Below are 18,770 nucleotides of genomic sequence, written 5' to 3'. Positions count from 1 at the left end.
CTACGCACCGTAAAATTCTCGATACCAGGCGACGAAGCGCGCCACGCCCTCGGCCACGTCGACCTTCGGCGCGTAGCCGGTGGCCTGGACGAGGGCGGAGACGTTCGCTTCGGTGTCGGGCACATCGCCCGGTTGAAGCGGCAGCATCTCCAGCCGTGCCGTGCGTCCCAGGCATTTCTCCAGCACTTCGATGTAACGCAGCAACTCCACCGGCTTCTCGTTGCCGATGTTGAAGATGCGATAGGGCGCGACACCGCTCGTGCCCGGGTCGGGACGGTCGCCTGACCAGTGCGCATCCGCGGCGGGCACCCGGTCGAGGGTGCGCAGGACGCCCTCGGCGATGTCGTCGACATAGGTGAAGCTTCGCTTGTGCCTGCCGTGGTTGAAAACGCGTACCGGCTCGCCGGCGAGGATCGCACGGGTGAACAGGAATAAGGCCATGTCGGGACGGCCCCACGGGCCATAGACGGTGAAGAAGCGCAGGCCGGTACAGGGCAGTCCGTACAGATGCGCGTAGCTGTGCGCCATCTGCTCGTTCGCCTTCTTGCTGGCCGCATACAGCGTCAACGGGTGTTCGGTCGGCTGGTGTTCCGAGAACGGCATGCGCGTGTTCGCACCGTAGACCGAGCTGGTCGAGGCGAAGACGAGATGCTCCACGCCGTGCCTGCGGCAGCCTTCCAGCACGTGCAGGAAGCCGGTCACGTTGCTCGATACGTACACGTGCGGGTTCGTCGCGGCGTACCGCACGCCGGCCTGGGCGGCGAGATTGATCACCCGTCGTGGCTTGTGCGCGGCGAACACCGCCTCGATCGCGTCGCGATCGGCGAGGTCGGCGTGCACGTGGGTGTAGCCGGGAAGTTTTTCGAAGTGCGCCAGACGGGCCTTCTTCAGGCCTACGTCATAGTAATCGGACAGGTTATCCAACCCGATCACCTCGTCGCCGCGCTCCAGCAGGCGGGTCGCGACGTGGTATCCGATGAAACCGGCGGTGCCCGTGACCAGTATTTTCATACGGGCGCCCGCATGGTCAGAGCCTTCCGTCCACGGCGTCGCGCGGCAGTACGTATTTCACGTCGTAGATCACGGACAGCGGTTTCCCGAAAGCGCGGATGCCTTCCGCGCCGAGGGCCACGAACTCACGATGGCCCACGGCGACGACCACGGCGTCATAGCTCCCATGCGCCGGCTGAACGACCGGCTCGATGCCGTATTCATGCATGGCCTCGCTGGCGCGAACCCAGGGATCGTGGACATCGGCGGCGACGCCGTAGCCGTTCAATGCCCCCAGGATGTCGACGACGCGGGTGTTGCGCAGGTCCGGGCAGTTCTCCTTGAAAGCGAGGCCCAGCACCAGCACGCGGGCGGACACGGGATTGATGCCCTTGCGCACCATCAGCCGTACCAGTTCGCCGGCGATATAGGATCCCATGCCATCGTTCGTGCGGCGACCGGCCAGGATCACGTCCGGATGGTGCCCCACCTGCTGGGCCTTGTGCGTGAGATAGTACGGATCGACGCTGATGCAATGGCCGCCGACCAGACCGGGCCGGAACGGCAGGAAATTCCACTTCGTCCCTGCGGCCTCGAGTACTTCCAGTGTGTCGATGCCAAGCTTGTTGAACAGGATGGCGAGGTCGTTGACCAGGGCGATGTTGAGATCGCGCTGGGTGTTTTCGATCACCTTGGCCGCTTCGGCCACTTTCATCGAACTGGCGCGGTGCGTTCCGGCGGTGATGATCGAGCGATAGAGCGCGTCGACGAAATCGGCGGCCGCCGGCGTCGAACCCGAGGTGACTTTGAGAATGCCGGTCACCCTGTGGGTCTTGTCACCCGGATTGATGCGTTCCGGGCTGTATCCCGCGAAGAAGTCTTCGTTGAAGACCAGCCCCGAGACGCGCTCGAGGATCGGCACGCATACCTCTTCGGTACATCCGGGGTAGACGGTGGATTCGTAGACGACGATGTCGCCGCGCTTGAGAATTTTGCCCAGGGTTTCGCTCGCGCGGACCAGGGGCGTGAGGTCCGGGCGGCGCGCGTCGTCGATCGGGGTGGGGACGGTGACGATATACACGTCGCAATCCGCCAGGTCGTCCAGCCGGGAAGAGAAACGGAGGCGGTCGGCCGCACCGAGTTCCCGGGCGTCGACTTCCAGGGTGGCGTCGTGGCCTGCGCGGAGTTCATCGATGCGCTCGCAGCGGATGTCGAAACCCAGCGTCGCATAACGCTTGCCGAACTCCACGGCGAGCGGAAGGCCCACGTAGCCGAGCCCCACGATACCGACCCGCACCGTGTCCAGCGGCCGTGGAACGGGGCTGCCGTCGGTGGCCCACGGGCGCCCGTTCACCACCGGTTCGGCCACGTCGGCAGGGCCGGTGGCGCCTCTGAGGCTTGTTGTGTCCATGCCTGAGTCCTACCCCTTCGATGACGTCGGAAACCCCCTCTGGCGGAGGCGACGAAAGCGTAGCAATGCCCGCCCGACTTGCCTGTATGGCTTACGGAGGTGGTCGAATGGCCGATATCGGCAACGCACGACATTTACAAGGCGTTCCCGCCGAGATATGGTTCGTCCGCATCGCCCACCGATGTGGGCGTACGACTACATAATGGCTTTCAGGTCCACTCATGTCCGCGCGATCCTACTTTGGCTCTGTGCGCGTGGCCTTGCTGGACGACCATGCGCTCGTCCTGAAAGGACTGATCGCGCACCTTGAGAAATCTCCTTCGATCGTCGTCGTCGGCAGCCACGCCAGCAGCCGCACCTTCCGCGCGATGCTTGCCAGCATGCCGGTCGACGTCGCCCTGATCGACTATTCGCTGGCGCTGGACGATATCGACGGTATCGCCCTGATCAAGCTCTTGCGGGCGGGGTACCCACGGATGAAGATCCTCGTGGTTTCCGCGCACGACCGGGGGCTGGTGATCCACAGCCTGCGCCAGGCCGGCGCCGATGGGTTCGTCGCCAAGAGCCAAGACCCGGACGAGGTGATCCGCGCGATCGACGCCGTGATGACGGGCAGGGAGTACCTGCCGCCGCGGGACCAGGACATGCTCGAATCATCCGACATGGTGGCCCTTTCCCCACGCGAGTGGGAAGTGATCCGGCAATTGCTCGAGGGCCTCACCGTGGGCCAGATCGCCGCGCGCTCGGGGCGCAGCCTGAAGACCATCAGCACCCAGAAGTCGGCCGCGTTCCGTAAGTTGCAGGTCACCTCCGACAACGAACTGTATCTGTTGCGCGACTATATCCTCGCGCTCGGTGGTGGCTCGACGTGAGGCGCGCGGTAGCGCTCATCCTTTCGCTGTTCGCGCTGTCCTTCACCATGGCGGGCGACGTGCCCGACGCCGCGGCGCGCAAGCGCTGGATCGCCGAACATCCCGTGCTGCGGATAGCGATCGATCCGCAGCAAGGATCGGAGATCAGCAAGGGGCAGTCCAATCCCCTGGTCAGCCAGTATCTGGAACTGGTGGCGCGGCATACCGGATTGCGTGTCGTGACCGTGCGCACCCGTTCCTGGGAGGAGTCGGTCCGGGCCTTCCTCGACCATCGCGTCGACATGTTGCCCTCGCTCAGCGACCGTCTGCTGATGGCCGACGTAGGCGACCGTGCACTGATCTCGACGCCGTTCTACGTCGGCCGTACCGTCATCATCAGCCGCACCGTGGGTCCGGCGGCGCTGGACCTGCACGCGCTGGAGGGACGCACCATCGCCTTCAAGGGCGGCGGCGTGTACGAATCCTGGTTGCGGCGGGAACATCCGGGGATCACGCGCCTCCCCCTGGCCGATGTCCATCAGGTGCTCGCCGCGGTGGAGACGGGGATCGCGGACGCCGCCGTCGGCGTGGACGTGGCCTATCACCCCATCGTACGGCGCGACTACGCGTTGAGCCTGCGCATCGCCGGGAATGTCGCCGAAATGCCGGTGACCATCCGTGTGGCGGTACGCAAGGATGCCCCCGAGCTGCTCGCTATCCTGGACGACAGCCTGCATGGCGTGAGCCCCGGCGAGAACCAGGCGGTGATCGAACGTTGGCTGGAGACCGCTTATCTTCGCGCTCCCACGCTGGCTCAGGTGGCGTCGGCCTATCGCATCGAGATTGGACTGGGCCTGGCGCTCGTGCTGGTGCTGTTCTTCGCCGTGTGGCAAATGCGCCGCGCGCAGCTGGCATCGCGCCGTGGCGAGCGGCAGAAGACGATGCTTCTCGCGGTGATGAGCCACGAGGTGCGCAACGCGGTGAACGCGGTGGCCGCGTCGGTCGACCTGCTCTCGCGCACTTCGCTGGAAGGTCCGCAGCGTGACCTGATGGCCATTGCCCAGTCGAGCAGCCGGAATCTTCAGAATCTTCTCAAGAGCGCACTCGACTACAGCCGTTCCGAGAGCGTCGGTTTCACCGCCGACCTGGCGGCCTGCGACGCGGTCGCCGTCGCCCGTCAGGTGATCGAAGGCCAACGGAGCGCGATTGAACAGAAAGGGCTGGCGGTGCGCCTCGACCTGCCCATGGGGCCGCTGCCCTGGTTGTTGCTCGACGAGACCCGCTTGCGCCAGTTGATGGAAAACCTGTTGTCCAACGCCGTGAAATTCACCGAGCGCGGGCATGTCGGGATCGCCATGTGGCAAGCCGCCGGCGAGGCGGTGGACGACGTACGGCACCTCGTCGTGGAGGTTTTCGACACCGGCATCGGCGTACCACCCGAACGGCAGCGCCAGCTCTTCAGGCCGTTCTCGCAGGCGCACGGCGCGCACTCCAAGCGCATGGGCGGCAGTGGACTGGGACTGGGCATCTGCGCGGAGATCGTGCGCCACCTCGGTGGGCGCCTCGAACTCAGCAGCGACGTGAGCGTGGGCACGGCGGTTCGCATCGAACTGCCCACGAGCCGCGTGCCCGTGGTGCCCCCGGCGGACGGGCCCAAGCCGCCGGCGGACGAGGCCGGCCCGGCCGTGAGCGGCACGGTCCTGCTGGTGGAGGACCACCCGGCCAACCGGCAAATCATCGCGGCACAGCTGAAATTCCTCGGCTACGAGACCCACGCCGTGGATCATGGCCAGGCCGCGATCGACGCTTTCGTTCCCGGCCATTTCGCCGGCGTGCTGCTGGATTGCGAACTACCGGACATGCAGGGGTACGACATCGCCGCCGAACTGCGGGCGCGCGAGGTGTCCGCGGGTGCGCCGCGCACGCGGTTCATCGCCATCTCCGCCAACGACGGGGCGGCCCATATCCGCCGCTGCGAGGAAAGCGGCATCGACACGGTGCTCGGCAAGCCCTTGTCCCTCGACGGCCTGAAGGACGCCCTCGCCGGCGCTCCCGGCACGACGCTGGTCGAACGGACGTTCCATGACGAGAGCCTGCGGGATATCGATGCGATCCGCCGGGCGTTGGGAGACGCCGACCCCGACGCCGCCTTGCACGTCGCGCACAGGCTGAAAGGCGCCGCCCTGGTGTGCGGCGCGCTGCAACTGGTGGAAGACGTGGAGCGCGTGGAGACGCTGCTCCAGGCGCGTCCCATGCCGCGGGGCGATATCGACGGCCTGCTGCAAGAAATTGTGGATCGTCTGTAGCGTTCCTTTCAATTCCCGTCACGGCGCCCCATGTCATTCTGGTTTCCTTCGTCCCCCACGTAACGGAGTCCAGCATGACAAGCATCAACGCATCCGCGAGCGGCACGTTCAGGATCGGTGGCGACCTCGAGGTCAATCGCCTCGGCTTCGGCGCCATGCGCATCACCGGCAAGGGCATCTGGGGCGATCCTGCCAACCCCAAGGCCGCGCGGGATACGCTGGCGAAGCTGTCCGAACTTGGCGTCAACCTCATCGATACCGCCGACAGCTACGGTCCCTACGTCAGCGAAGACCTGATCCGCGAGGTATTGCACCCGTACAAGGGCCTGGTCATCGCCACCAAGGGCGGGTTGACCCGCCACGGCCCGGACATCTGGGCTCCGGTGGGGCGGCCCGAGTACCTGCGCCAGTGCGTGCTGATGAGCCTGCGCCGCCTGGGCGTCGACCGCATCGACCTCTGGCAGTTGCATCGCATCGACGCCAAGGTGCCGCGCGACGAGCAATTCGGCGTGATCCGCGACATGCAGAACGAAGGCCTCATCCGTCACGTGGGCCTTTCCGAGGTCAACGTCGAGGAAATCGAAGCCGCCTCGAAGTACTTCAAGGTCGCGACGGTGCAGAACCTGTACAACCTGGGCAACCGCCAGAGCGAAGCCGTCGTCGATTTCGCGGACAAGCACGGCATCGGTTTCATTCCGTGGTTCCCGCTGGCCGCCGGCGACCTGGCCAAGGAAGGGTCGGTGTTGTCCGGTATCGCGAAGAAGCTCGGCGCGACCGATGGGCAGGTGGCGCTGGCCTGGTTGCTGAAGCGCACGCCGGTGATGTTGCCGATACCGGGCACGGGCAGCCCAGACCACCTCGAAGAGAACGTCAAGGGCGCGTCGTTGCAGCTATCGCAAGAGGATTACGAGGCACTGGAGCACGCGGTCAAGGCGTGACACGTCGATCACGGCCTAGCGGGCGTGGAACGGCGGCTGGTCCGTACGTTCCGCGCGCGCCTCGTAAAGCCGGCGGTCGGCCGTGGCGAGCGCGTCGGAAAGCGACGCTCCGCGCGGCTTGATCGCGGCACCGAGGGTGAAGGCGATCGGGGCCTCCGCCGCGTTCGCCTGCAACTGTTCGGCGAGTCCTGCCAGCCGTTGGCCGTTCGCGGCGCAAGGGCTGGCGCAGGCTGTCCAGGCGGATCTCCGTAGGCGGGTGAACGGGTAGCAGGAGATGGTAATGGACGGTACCGGTTCGCACGCCCGTGATGAGTGATCCACGTCACGCGGCCACCGCGCCCGCCCGGCGAACCTAGTGCAGCTTCACGGGCGGTAGCGTGGTATTGCGTAGCCAGTCGGCCAGCCACAACGCGCTGGCCCGCGGCCAGCCGTGCAGGGTGGCGCGGTGCATGTGCTGGAGGGAGACATACAGCATCTTCGCCAGCCAGCCCCGCATGGGTATGGGCGCCTTGCCGCGCGCGCCCGATGGCAGTTCACCGGTGGCCTGGCGTTCGCCAAGCGAAACGAGCGTGCCCTTCGCATGATAGGTGAACGGAGCGACGGACTCGCCGCGGATCGCACGCGGCAGCGCCCGCGAAAGGTAACTGGCCTGCTGGTGCGCCGCTTGCGCGGTCGGCGGCACGCTGGGACCATCGGGTGTCGTGGTGGCGAAGGCGCAATCGCCGATGGCGTAGACGTGCTCGACGCCCAGGGCGGCCAGTTGGCCGTCGACGATGATCCGCCGGTCCTTCGACAACTGGAACGGCCCAAGTCCCCTGACCATGTCGTGTCCGGTGACGCCGGCGGCCCACACCTGGATATCGCAAGGGACCGTGCTTCCATCGGAGAGGTGGAAGGCTCCGCGTTTGACCGAGTCCACGCCGACGCCCACGCGCACGGTCACGCCCATGCGTTCGAGTATGCGCTGGGCCGACGCCGAGGTGCGCGGGTCCACGGCGGGAAGCACGCGGGGCGCCATGTCCATCAGGGTGATATCGAGCTTGGATGCCGGGTCGAGGCCACCGTAGCGGTGCATGTCGTTGAAGGCGTGATGCAGCTCGGCGGCCAGTTCCACGCCGGTGGCGCCCGCGCCCACGATGCCGATGGAAATGCGCCGGTCGGGATCGCCCGCGCTGCGCAGCGCCAGCGCGAGGATCTTCCGCCGCAGCGCGACGGCCTGCGCCGGGCTGTCGAGCATGTCGCAGTATTCGAGCACGCCGGGCGTGCCGAAGTCGTTCACCCGGCTGCCGAACGCGAGCACGAGCGTGTCGTAGCGAAGCGATCGTGGCGGCAGGATCAACTCGTCCGTCTGAGGCAGGCGCACTTCCTCGAGATCGATGCTCCGTGCCTCGGTATCCACTCTTTTGAGGGCGCCTGGTTCATAGCGGTAGCCGTGGCTCTGCGCATGGGCCAGGAAGGGAACGGCTTCCTCGCCGTCGCCGAGCAGGCCGGCGGCCAACTCGTGCAGGCGTGGCTTCCAGAAGTGGCTGGCATCGCGGTCGACCAGGGCCACGTCGAGATCGCCACGCTTGCCTAGCCGGGTCGCGAGTTCGATGCCCGCCGCGCCACCGCCGACGATGACGACGGGTGTGCGCGCCAGGATGTTTCGAAGCGGTCATGGAGGATCTCCTGCGTTTTCCCACCAAGCATACCGGTCATATCGTTGGTTGCTTGCGAAGACCCGCCGTGCCATATAAGCAAGCTTCCGCGGAGAAGATTCCATGTTCAAGTCGCCGGTGTCGCGCGTCGACGCCAAGCTCGCCGTCGTCTTCGATTCCCTTGGCCTGCCTGCGCATCTCGCCCGGGCGCAGCCATCCGATCGTCCTGAACTGGGCGACCTGCAGTGCAACGGCGCGCTCGCTGCCGCACGTGACCTCCGGCGGGCGCCGCGGCTCATCGCGGACGACATCGTGGCGCTCTTGCGGAACGATCCGGCATTCGCGGCCGTGGAGGTGGCGGGCCCTGGCTTCGTCAACCTGCGTTTGTCCGCCGCCTTCCTCACCGCTTGCGCGGCCGACCTGGTGGCGGACGAGCGCCTGGGTATCGCCGACGAGGGCAGGGGGCGCCTCGTGGTCCTGGATTTCGGTGGCCCGAACGTCGCCAAGCCCCTGCACGTGGGGCACCTTCGCTCGCTGGTGCTCGGCGAGAGCCTGCGGCGCATCCACGCGGCTTTGGGATGGCGTACGCATGCGGATGCGCACCTGGGTGACTGGGGCTTGCAGATGGGCATGCTGAGCGCCGCGATCCGCCATCGTTCGCCCGGCCTGGCGTACTTCCAGCCGCCGTCGGACCGGCCGTATCCCGCGAATCCCCCCGTGACGCTTCAGGAGCTGGAGCGGCTCTATCCGGAAGCCGCGGCGGCCTGTCGCGCGGACCCGGAACGAATGGCCGAGGCCCGCGCGGATACCGCCGCGCTGCAAGCGGGCGATCCCGGCCTGCTCGCGTTGTGGCACGCCTTGCGTGCGCTCAGCCTGGAGGCCCAGGTCGCCGACTTCCGCGAGTTGGGCATCGTGTTCGATGCGCTGGACGGGGAGAGCGATGTGCGCGACGCCATCGCGCCGCTGGTCGAGCGCATGGTCGCGTCGGGCGTGGCGCGGCATAGCGATGGCGCTCTGGTGGTCGACGTGTCCGATCCCGGAGACACGCACGAGGTGCCGCCGTTGCTGCTCGCCAAGAGTGACGGCGCCGCGCTCTATGCGACCACCGACCTCGCCACCCTGGAAGCCCGGGCCGCGATGCCTGGCCTCGCGAGGGTGGTGTATGTGGTCGATCAGCGACAGGCACTGCATTTCGCCCAGGTATTCCGTGCCGCTGGAAAAGCCGGCATCGCTTCGGGCGTGGAGCTGCTACATGCGGGCTTCGGCACCGTGAACGGGCGCGACGGCAAGCCGTTCAAGACGCGCGATGGCGGCGTGGCGAAACTGACCGACCTGCTGGATGAGGCCGTGGAACGTGCCACCGTGCGCATCGGCGAGTCGGGTTATGGCGCTGGTCTGGACGACAACGGAAGACGGGTGTTTGCGCGGCAGGTGGGCATCGGCGCCGTGAAGTTCGCCGATCTTTCCGGCGATCGCCTGTCAGGTTACGTATTCGACGCGGACCGCCTTGTCGCGTTCGAGGGGCGCACGGGCCCCTACCTGCAATACGCCTGCGTGCGTTTGCGGTCGTTGCTGGAGAAGGCCGCCGGCGCCGTGTCCGGACCGCTGCTGCCGATCATGGACGAGGAGCGCGACCTGTTGTTGTCGTGCCTCGGCTTCGGGGATGCCGTGTCGGAGGCAGGGCGCGAACTGCAATCGGGCATCCTCGCGGAGTACGCGTTCGGCGTGGCGCAGCGCTTCAGCCGGTTTTATGCGGCCTGCGCCGTGATCGGCGAAACAGATCCCGCCGTTCGTGCCTCGCGGCTCGGCTTGTGTCTGCTCGCTCGGGGCGTACTGGAGACATCGTTGGACCTGCTCGGCCTGGATGTCCCGCCGCGCATGTGAACGGGCAAGGCAGGGCCGCGGCGCCGTCCGCCGCGGCCCCTGCAATCACGCCTTCGAATACGCCTCTGTCGCGTCCATCACGCGCGCCGAGTAGACCAGCGCCGCACCGGCGTTCAGCGCCACCGCTACGCCGAGGGCTTCCGCGATCTCTTCCTTCGTCGCGCCGTTCTTCAGCGCTTCGGCGGTGTGCACTGTGATACATCCGTCACAACGTGTCGTTACCGAGACAGCGAGCGCGATGAGTTCGCGGGTCTTCGCGTCGAGATGGTTGGTCTTCGCCCCCGCTGTGGAAAGCGCCTGGTAGCCCTGGACGGTGCCGGGGCTCAGCTTGGCGATTTCCCCGATACGGCCCATCAGTTGGCTGCGATATTCGACCCAATCGAGCATGACCTCGTCCTCCGATGATCCGGCGGCACGGTATGCGTCGTCGGTCGGCACATCATGATCCTGGTGGGGAGGCGTGTGAACACCGCGGCGGCGCAAGGTTTGGCTCGATCGTCTCAGCGCGATCCCCTGAAGCCCCCGCGGCGTGAGCGTCGGATGTCATTTCCGATTTGCCTGTCGTGCCATGAGCATGAATACTTCGGGCATGGATGCTCTTACTCGCGTGCTGGAACTGGCTAATGTGCAAGGTGCCCTCGACGTACGCTGTTATCTCGCGGGCGGTTTCAGCCTCGATCATGAGGACGCGTTGCCCGGTGAAGCACCGTTCCACCTGGTGCTCGCCGGTGCGGCGAGGCTGGAACTGCCAGGCCATGCCACCGTGGACATGGCGGCGGGCGACCTCGTGGTGCTTCCGCAAGGCACCCGCCACCGCGTTCACGATGGCGGACCGCGCTCGGCGGCGGTCGAACCCTTGCTGGATCATCGCGGCCCGCTCGACATCAAGCGCAATACGCTCGGGCCGGCGGACCTCGACCTGCTTTGCGGGCGCTTCACTTTCGCTCCGGACGCCGCGCGCCTCCTGCTGAACGCGTTGCCGGAGGTTCTGCACGTGAAACTGGCGGACGATCATGGCCTTCCTGCGCTCGAAGCCATCGTCGGCATGTTCAGGAATGAGGTGACGCGGCTCGAACCCGGCGCGCTATCGGTGGTGACGGCATTGACGCGGGCGTTGTTCGTCTTCGCCTTGCGTGCTCACCTTCGCCAGGGCACGTTGCCGCCGTCGCTGCTGTCGTTGATGGGTGACCCGCGGCTGGGCAACGCGGTGCTGGCGATGCTGCGCGACCCCTCGCGCGAGTGGACCGTGGCGACGCTGGCCGCGGAAGCGGCGATGTCACGCGCGACCTTCGCGAGGCATTTCGAAGCGAAGGGAAAGATCCCGCCGCACGAGGTACTCACCCTCCTGCGCATGCACCTGGCGGGCGACCTGCTACGCCGAGGCGAACTGACCGCCGGCGCCGTGGCCGACCGCGTGGGCTACAAGTCCGAGTCGGCATTCGGCAAGACCTTCACCCGTGTCATGGGCACCACGCCCGCTCGCTTCCGGCGGGATAACCAGTTGGCGTGAGAGCGGTCCCGGTGGCGGCAGCTCGTACGGAAGTGTTGTGGCAAGGTCGGGATGTAGAGTCCATTGGCATGAGGCGCAAGATGCGGATGGCTGGCGGGTGGTCCGTGGGAGACGATGCACCTGTCCCCCACAAGGAGCCGTCCGCCATGTCATTCCGCATTACCGGCCTCGACCCCCAGCCCTATGTTTCGTTGTATGGCCTCGACGAGGCATCGCTCGAGGCTCACGGCGTGATCCGCATCATGGCGACCGACGACACGGGTTATCCGGAACGCGTGGAGCTTCGCGCGGCGCGCCGGGGCGAGCCGTTGTTGCTGCTCAACCACATGCACCAGCCAGCGCGAACGCCCTACCGGTCGAGCCACGCGATCTTCATCCGAGAGGGCGCGACCACGCCGTACGGCGGCTACGACGAGGTGCCCGACGTGATGCGCGTGCGTACCTTGTCGTTGCGCGGCTTCGACCGCCACCACCATATCGCCAGTGCCGTCGTCGTCGACGGCGGCACGGCGGCCGAGGCCATCGAACGCCTGTTCGCGATGTCCGCCGTGAGCTACATCCACGCCCATTACGCGGCCTATGGCTGCTTTGCCGCGCGCGTGGACAGGGCTTGACGCCGGCTTCGCTGGAGTGGCGTATAACGGAGCCGTTTCCGCGAGAGGCGATTCCTCATGCCAACCACCAGCGAATCCACGGTCTGCGCGATCTGCCAGGGCACCGGCACCGTCACCTATATCGACGAGGAAGTCGGTTGTCAGGTGGAGGTGCCGTGCTGGGCCTGTACCGAACGCGACGAGACGGCGTTGGCCCAGCACTCCCCGAACGTACCCTGGATCGGCTGACTCAGAGCTTGTAGTTGACCCCGAACATCACGGTACGCCCGAACGTATCGTATTCCAGTGGGCGCGCGACCTTGACGTTGTTCGGCAGGGCGGCGATCTGCTCCGTCTTCATCGGCGAGTTGGTCAGGTTGTTCACCTGCAGCAGGATCGAGAGACCGTTCCACGTGCCGTGGTCGAAGGCATAGCCGAGCTGGAAATCGGTCTGCTTGTCCGCGAGCACGCGCGTATAGCCAAGCTGGTCGAACAAGGCGACGGCCTCGCCCGTGAATGACGAGCGGTAGCGTTCCGCGATGCGCACCGACCAGCCGTATTTTTCGTAGTACAGGGCCAGGTTGGCCACCTTTCGGGACAGGCCGGGCAGGGTGGACGGGCTGCCGGGAATGCTCGACACGGCGCTCACCGGCAACGTGCTGTTCGTGAGCGAGAAATTGGCTTGCACGCCGAAGCCGTCCAACGCCGGGGCGACGAGCGCGCCTTCCAGGGCACCGGACAGTTCCAGGCCCTGCATCTTGCCGCCGGTACCGTTCTCCGGCCGCGTGAACGAGCCGATGGTGCTGGTCGGCGTGAGGGTGGGGTTGTCGTTGACGTAGCGAGAGAAGTCGTAATCGAGCGTGGTCTGGTTGTAGATGTAGTTCAACAGGTTCTTGTTGAACACCGCGGCGGCCACGTAGCTCGACGTGCCGAAGTATTTTTCCCACGACAGGTCGGCGCCCACGGCGATATACGGCTTCAGCTTCGGGTTGCCGCCGCTGCCGGACCAGAGCACCTGTCCGGCGGCGGGACCGTCGTTGACCAACGCGACGCCTGCGGACGTGGCGACCTTCTCGTCGTCGATGCGGCCGCGCGCCATGGTCTTGGCCAGTCCGAAGCGCAGGAACTGCTTGTCCGCGATCTCGGCCACGAGGTTCAGGCTGGGCAGCACCTTGGTGTACTTCGTTCCGTCCGAGATACGTCCCACGAGCGCATCGCCATTGGTCTGCAACGCATCCGACGACTGATCGGTCCTCACCGCCTGGACGCCGACGTTGCCGCGCAAGGGAACGTCGCCCAGGCTGGTATCGATGTTGAACTTCACGTAGGCGACGGGAACCTTCTCTTCCACCGTGTAATTGCGGCTCCAGTCGGACTGGCCGTTGCGCTGCGTGAGGTAGAACTGGTTGCCGAGCGCGCGCAGGACGTCGTAGTTGACGATGCCGGGAATGCCGCCGTAGCCGAGGTCGGTGCTGCCGCTCAGGAAGGACGGGTCGATCGGTGTGGCGAAGCCGGGCACATAGGTGTCCCCCGTGGCGCCATTGCCGTTGAGCCACGCGAAATAGACATCGGCCTGCTTGGTCTTCTTGCGATCGGAGTAGTTCACGCCGACATTGACGTCGCTGAAGATCCAGCCCACGGGATGGCTCACTTCCAGGCGGAACGCCTTGATCGTGTCCTTCTGCTTGTCGAACTCCTCGCGGCCGTTGTAGCCGTAGTTGTTCGGATCGGTGAAGAACATCGCGGACGGATCGGCGAAGTTCACCCCCGGCCGGAAATCGGGAAATCCTTCGTGCTCCGGCGTGGCGAAATCGGTCGACGACGTGGCCTGATCGGGAAGGCCCGCGAACAGGTAGGCATCGTGCAGGCGCTTCTTCGCGCTGGAATACGAGGCATCGGCGGTGATCACCCAGCCGTTGCCGAAGTCGTACTGGTTGTTCCAGCCAGCGGAGAACAGCTTGTCGTGTTCCTTCGTGTACTCGTTCTGCAAGACGGACTTGAGCCCGTCGATGTGGCCGGTGGTGACGATGGGATAGGGCAAGGCCGGCACGTAGCCGACGTTCGAATAGGAGACGTTGTCGTACGGGCTGCTCGACCACTGCGCGCCGTTGAGATACGTCTTCTGGTTGAAGGTGGAGTAGTAGAGGTCCAGCGTCGAGTGGTAATGATCGTCCGGGGCCCACTCGAGCACGGTCATGAGGCCGTTGCGCAACTGGTTCTCCGACTTCGCGCGCAACTGCATGCCTTCCTGCGACAGCACGTTATCAGGCATGCCCGGCGTATGCGGCGCACCCCAGTTCGTCTCGGCGCCTTGCGAGCCGTTGTTGAGGCTCCACCACCACGCCTGGTACTGCTTTTCCTGCACCGGCGAATCCAGTTGCGCGAAGCCCACGGCGAGACCGAGCGTGTGGTCGAAGAACTGGTCGATATAGGAGAAGCTCGCACGGTGACCCGTGTCGCCCACGCCCGTACCGTGGTTCAGGCTGCCGTTGGACGTATTCTCGCCACGCAGGTTGGCGGCGAAGGTGCGCTTGGGCAAGTCGAGCGGTTTGATCGTGTGCAGGTCGACGGTACCGGACAAGCCCTGGCCGATGAGGCTCGCGTCCGGCGTCTTGTAGACCGCCGCACCGCTGATCAGTTCGGACGGATACTGGTCGAAATCGACGCCCCGGTTTTCGCCGATAGTGGCCTGCTCGCGGCCATTGAGCGTGGTGCCCGCGAAATCGGGCGACAGGCCACGGATCGAGATCTGATTCGCCCGGCCATCGACGCGCTGCGTGGCCAGGCCCGACAGGCGGGCGAGGCTCTCCGCGATGCTGCTGTCGGGAAGCTTGCCGATGTCTTCGGCCGAAATGGCCTCGATGATGTTGTCCGAGGTCTGCTTGGCCTTGATCGCGCTCTGGATGCTGCCCTGGATGCCCGTGACGACGACGGCGTCGAGGTTGCTTACGGCATCCGGATTCGCGGGTTTCTTCGGTGTGGTCCTGGTGGCCGTGGGAGCGGCCGGTTCGGACGTCTGTTGCGACTGATCCTGTGCGTTCGCGGCGCACGCGAAGGTGAGCAGCAAGGCGGTGGCGCATGCCAGGGCGAGCGGCTGCGGACGAAGTACAGGCACGGAAGGAGCCTGCGTCAGGCGGTGACGATTCATCTGTTTTTCCCCGCATTCCGGTGGAGTGACCGGCGCCCCCGCGCCGCGGGCCGGAGAATGAGGGAGTGACACCTGACTGTCATCCTGCGTCGCAGCAGAATTCCGCGTTGCGTTCAGGTGGAGCGAACGCATGCATCGCTCATGCCGCATCCTGGTGCGTCGCAGCAACCGGAGACCTATGCAAATTCGGCCGTTGACGCGTAATTTGCGGTGCGCTATACGTTGCACCGTGCAGGACGTGCAGAGTTTGCCGTCCGTCGCACGCCAAGGCCGCACATGCATGGGGCATGCCGGTCGCGCAGCTCGCGATGAATGATGGGACAGCCACGATGCGTCGCCTCACTTCAAATCTTGCGAACACCAGCTGCGCCTTAGCGGGTCACGCCTTCCCGCGCGTCATGGCCGATGGCCTGCCGATTCTCGTACGCGCCAAGCTGAGCGCGTTGCGCTCACGTGGCAAGTGCGTCGCCGGCTATTCTCCCCCGCACACCCTCCGCTGATCCCATTCGACTGATCGGCACGTTCCTCGTCCGACGGCCCGTCGACGCACGCCTGTACACGCAGGTGTGCCGTCAGGCCATGCACGGACCCGTTGGTGAACCCCGCTGATCATCGGAACAGCGCTTCGCACGCCGAGGGGCCGTGCGAGAACTCTATGAACACTTTCGGGGTGGGGTGGCTTGTGCGTAATCAATACGTTTTAACCAGGAAAACGCTCGTCGCGGCGCTGTGCGCCATTATCGGATCCACGGCATTCGCTCAGCAGGCCCAGACGCCGCCCGCGGATGCCACGACCACGACGCCAGGCACCGCGCCCGTGACTACCCATGGGACGCCGCCGCCGGCCAAGCCGGAAAAGGCGGTGCAGATGAAGGGGCTCAGCGTGGTGGCGAATCGCTACGACGCGACCAATATGCGCATGGATTCGGTGAACACGGTGGAGGTGCTGTCGGCGAACGACCTGCAACACACCGCCGTGCATAACGTGGCGGAGGCACTCGGCCTGATGTCGGGAGTGAACGTGACCACGACCGGGACAGGTTACTTCGGCGGCATCGACGGTGCGGCACGCGGTGAAGGCATGTTCGCCTCGGTGCGCGGCCTGCCTTCCGAATACAACGTGAACCTCATTAACGGATCCAACGTGGCGCAAGGCATGCCGTACAGCCGCAGCGTGCAGCTGAGCTTGCTGCCGCCGTCCGGCTTGCAGACCATCGTGCTGAACAAGACCTCGATGGCCGACATGGACGGCGATGCGATCGGCGGCACGATCGACTTCCGCACGCCGAGTGCCTTCGATTTCAAGAAGGACTTCAGCGGCAGCGTGACCGCGAGCGGCCGGTCGGAGAGCCGCGCTCGCGATTACGGTGGCAGCGGCCTCGGCGGCGGTCTCGCCGCGGAGTTGCAAGGAAAATTCGGTGCCGAGAAACAGTTCGGCGTGTATGTGAGCGGCTACTACGACTACCGGAACATCGCGAACAGCGAGATCGGCGCGGCGGAGAGCGCCTCGAACGATGGGTCCTGGGCCTTCCTCCATGCGACGGCCGACGGTGACAACGCCCCCGGTTACGATCCGGCGCGCAACCTCACGAGCACGGGTACCAACGTGGGTATCGCTTCGGGTTTCGAGCGGCGCTACGGCGGCAACATCTCGCTGGACTGGAATGTCGACCCCACCCTGAAAGCCTACGCGAAGATGACCTATGCGTACGCGCTCACCGAACAGAACACCACGTATACGCAGCTGCTTCCGTCGAACGTGACTTACGTCCCCACGGCGACGCCCGGCGTGTATGCGCCGAACATCGGCCGTATCGCAAACCGCTTCTGGTTCGAGACCAACCCGGAACGCGCCGATCTCGCGACGATCCAGTTCGGTGCCGACAAGGTCGCGGGTGGCTGGACGATCTCGCCGAACGTGTTCTGGAGCATCGGCCGTAACGACCGACCCAACCACGTCGAGATCGACGGACGCGAGGACAAGTATTCACAGGATAACTTCGCCTACGGAGGCAGCTCGTTGCTGCGTTACGGTGGCGGCGGCTTCCCGTACCCGCAGCTGACGCCGGGCCTGCTCGGCTCGGTGAACAACATCGGCGCGATGTGGGCGAACGATTATGGCGAGGTCACCGACATCCGCTCTGGCCAGAAGCGCGGCGGCGCCAAGCTGGACCTGCGCTACGACTTCGACGGCGGCCCGGTCTCGTCGGTGAAGTTCGGCGTGAAGTACAGCGACAGCTCCCGCGAGTTCACCAATCGCGACTGGTCCACCGGCGGCATCAACGACGGCGTGACGACGCTGGACGACCTGGGCATCTTCAAGGGCTATTACTCGTCGATCTTCCCCGATAAATACCACTGGCGTACCCCGGACGTGAGCCGCGCGGCGGTCGCGGCGTTGATCGACCAGCACGTGCTGCCGTCGGACCTGGACACGTGTAGCTCGCTCGATTTCAACAACTACAACTGCGACACCATGCGTGGCACCGAGGCCGTCACCGCGGCCTACGCCATGGCCACGATCAACCAGGGTCCGGTGGAGATCATTCCCGGCGTACGTTTCGAACACACGTCGATCCACAATACGTTCTGGACCACGCCGACCGACGCCGACGGCAATGAATTGCCGGGCTTCTTCGACAATAACCGTACGGTCTACAACGAGCCGCTGGGCAGCCTGTTCATCAATTACCGGCCCAACGGGAACGTGGTGTACCGTGCCGCGATCTGGCAAAGCTACACGCGGCCCGCCTTCGTCCAGCTGGGCGGTGGTTCGCAGATCAACACGTCCGAGGGCGTGACGACGATCACCCGTGGCAATCCGAACCTCAGCCCGATCAAGTCCACCAATGTCGACCTGGCCGCGGAATGGACGACGGATCGCGGCGGCTATGCGTCGTTCTCCGGCTTCTACAAGAAACTGCGCGACTACATCTACGACAGCGGTGGCGGCCAGGCCAATCCGGACACGGTAGGCGAGGGCACCGTGCTGACCAAGACGCCGACGAACGGCGGCGACGGCAAGGTGTATGGCCTGGAGATGACCTGGCGGCAGAAGTTCCAGGATCTTCCCGCGCCGTGGGATGGCCTCGGCTTCAGCGTCAACGCGACGCGACAGAACTCCAAGGTCGACCTGGGGCGCGAAGGCTTCAGTAACGAGCGCTTGCAGGCGGCACCGGAGCGCATGGCGAACGCGGAACTCTTCTATGAGAAGAACGGGTTCTCGTTGAACCTCAGCTACCACTACACGGGCTCCTACCTCTCGACCTACGACTTCCTCAACCAGGGCAGCCCGTGGGACGACCTGTGGATCCGTCCGATCCGCCGCGTGGACCTTCATGCGGGGTATCTCCTGCCGAACGGCATCCAGCTCGACCTGCAGGTGAGCAACCTCACCAAGCAGTACTCGTACTGGTCGCACATCGGCAGGAACAGCCTGGCCAACTCGGACATCGTCGATGCGGGCATGACCACGCTGCTCACCGTCAAGTACTCGTTCTGA

The 18,770-nt window shown here is 65.5% G+C and carries 14 protein-coding genes; 8 read left to right on the top strand and 6 right to left on the bottom strand.

Going from position 1 to position 18,770, the window contains the following annotated elements:
• Positions 1-1,011 carry an NAD-dependent epimerase gene (locus QFZ41_RS01470; RefSeq protein WP_429197127.1) on the bottom strand — a complete coding sequence of 337 codons (1,011 nt, stop codon included), beginning with the start codon at positions 1,009-1,011 and terminating at the stop codon, positions 1-3.
• A gap of 16 nt (positions 1,012-1,027) precedes the next feature.
• The gene (gene tviB, locus QFZ41_RS01465) at positions 1,028-2,296 is read right to left on the bottom strand and encodes a Vi polysaccharide biosynthesis UDP-N-acetylglucosamine C-6 dehydrogenase TviB (RefSeq protein WP_429200161.1); all 1,269 of its coding nucleotides are present in this window, start codon (positions 2,294-2,296) and stop codon (positions 1,028-1,030) included.
• 326 nt (positions 2,297-2,622) lie between these two features.
• On the opposite strand from tviB, the gene QFZ41_RS01460 reads away from it, so the two are divergent.
• The 3 genes from QFZ41_RS01460 to QFZ41_RS01450 all read left to right on the top strand — a co-directional run bounded on the left by QFZ41_RS01460 (position 2,623) and on the right by QFZ41_RS01450 (position 6,496).
• Positions 2,623-3,273 carry a response regulator gene (locus tag QFZ41_RS01460; RefSeq protein WP_429197126.1) on the top strand — a complete coding sequence of 217 codons (651 nt, stop codon included), beginning with the start codon at positions 2,623-2,625 and terminating at the stop codon, positions 3,271-3,273.
• Positions 3,270-5,558 (top strand): hybrid sensor histidine kinase/response regulator, encoded by a 2,289-nt coding sequence (locus QFZ41_RS01455; protein WP_429197125.1) that lies wholly within the window; start codon positions 3,270-3,272, stop codon positions 5,556-5,558. Before QFZ41_RS01460 ends, QFZ41_RS01455 begins: the two co-directional genes overlap by 4 nt.
• A 74-nt stretch (positions 5,559-5,632) precedes the next feature.
• Positions 5,633-6,496, top strand: a complete 864-nt coding sequence (locus QFZ41_RS01450) for an aldo/keto reductase (protein ID WP_429197124.1) — start codon at positions 5,633-5,635, stop codon at positions 6,494-6,496.
• Positions 6,497-6,511: 15 nt separating this feature from the next.
• On the opposite strand, the gene QFZ41_RS01445 is transcribed toward QFZ41_RS01450, so the two are convergent.
• Both QFZ41_RS01445 and QFZ41_RS01440 read right to left on the bottom strand, forming a co-directional pair.
• Complete coding sequence (locus tag QFZ41_RS01445) at positions 6,512-6,670, bottom strand: hypothetical protein (protein WP_429197123.1); 159 nt, start codon at positions 6,668-6,670, stop codon at positions 6,512-6,514.
• Between the two features lie 178 nt (positions 6,671-6,848).
• The gene (locus QFZ41_RS01440; protein WP_429200160.1) at positions 6,849-8,114 is read right to left on the bottom strand and encodes an NAD(P)/FAD-dependent oxidoreductase; all 1,266 of its coding nucleotides are present in this window, start codon (positions 8,112-8,114) and stop codon (positions 6,849-6,851) included.
• Positions 8,115-8,256: 142 nt separating this feature from the next.
• Between QFZ41_RS01440 and argS the strand changes: the two genes are divergently transcribed.
• Positions 8,257-10,017 carry an arginine--tRNA ligase gene (gene argS / locus QFZ41_RS01435; protein WP_429197122.1) on the top strand — a complete coding sequence of 587 codons (1,761 nt, stop codon included), beginning with the start codon at positions 8,257-8,259 and terminating at the stop codon, positions 10,015-10,017.
• Positions 10,018-10,062: 45 nt separating this feature from the next.
• Here the strand turns inward: argS and QFZ41_RS01430 are convergent, their stop codons facing one another.
• Positions 10,063-10,404: a carboxymuconolactone decarboxylase family protein gene (locus QFZ41_RS01430; RefSeq protein ID WP_429200159.1), complete on the bottom strand. Its 342-nt coding sequence runs from the start codon at positions 10,402-10,404 to the stop codon at positions 10,063-10,065.
• Between the two features lie 202 nt (positions 10,405-10,606).
• Between QFZ41_RS01430 and QFZ41_RS01425 the strand changes: the two genes are divergently transcribed.
• The 3 genes from QFZ41_RS01425 to QFZ41_RS01415 all read left to right on the top strand — a co-directional run bounded on the left by QFZ41_RS01425 (position 10,607) and on the right by QFZ41_RS01415 (position 12,369).
• Positions 10,607-11,527, top strand: a complete 921-nt coding sequence (locus QFZ41_RS01425) for an AraC family transcriptional regulator (protein WP_429197121.1) — start codon at positions 10,607-10,609, stop codon at positions 11,525-11,527.
• A 146-nt stretch (positions 11,528-11,673) separates the two neighbouring features.
• Complete coding sequence (locus QFZ41_RS01420) at positions 11,674-12,141, top strand: DUF1203 domain-containing protein (RefSeq protein WP_429197120.1); 468 nt, start codon at positions 11,674-11,676, stop codon at positions 12,139-12,141.
• Between the two features lie 57 nt (positions 12,142-12,198).
• A complete protein-coding gene (locus QFZ41_RS01415; protein ID WP_429197119.1) occupies positions 12,199-12,369 on the top strand; it encodes a hypothetical protein in 171 nt (56 codons plus the stop codon).
• Between the two features lies 1 nt (position 12,370).
• On the opposite strand, the gene QFZ41_RS01410 is transcribed toward QFZ41_RS01415, so the two are convergent.
• Complete coding sequence (locus tag QFZ41_RS01410; RefSeq protein WP_429197118.1) at positions 12,371-15,268, bottom strand: TonB-dependent receptor; 2,898 nt, start codon at positions 15,266-15,268, stop codon at positions 12,371-12,373.
• Positions 15,269-16,136: 868 nt separating this feature from the next.
• Here QFZ41_RS01410 and QFZ41_RS01405 point away from each other — a divergent pair.
• The gene (locus QFZ41_RS01405) at positions 16,137-18,770 is read left to right on the top strand and encodes a TonB-dependent receptor (protein ID WP_429200158.1); all 2,634 of its coding nucleotides are present in this window, start codon (positions 16,137-16,139) and stop codon (positions 18,768-18,770) included.

The sequence above is a fragment of the Luteibacter sp. W1I16 genome, assembly GCF_050434905.1.
Classification (GTDB): Bacteria; Pseudomonadota; Gammaproteobacteria; order Xanthomonadales; family Rhodanobacteraceae; genus Luteibacter.
The sequence above is the reverse complement of the archived record's forward strand: the minus strand, read 5'-3'. Positions and strand labels throughout refer to the sequence as shown.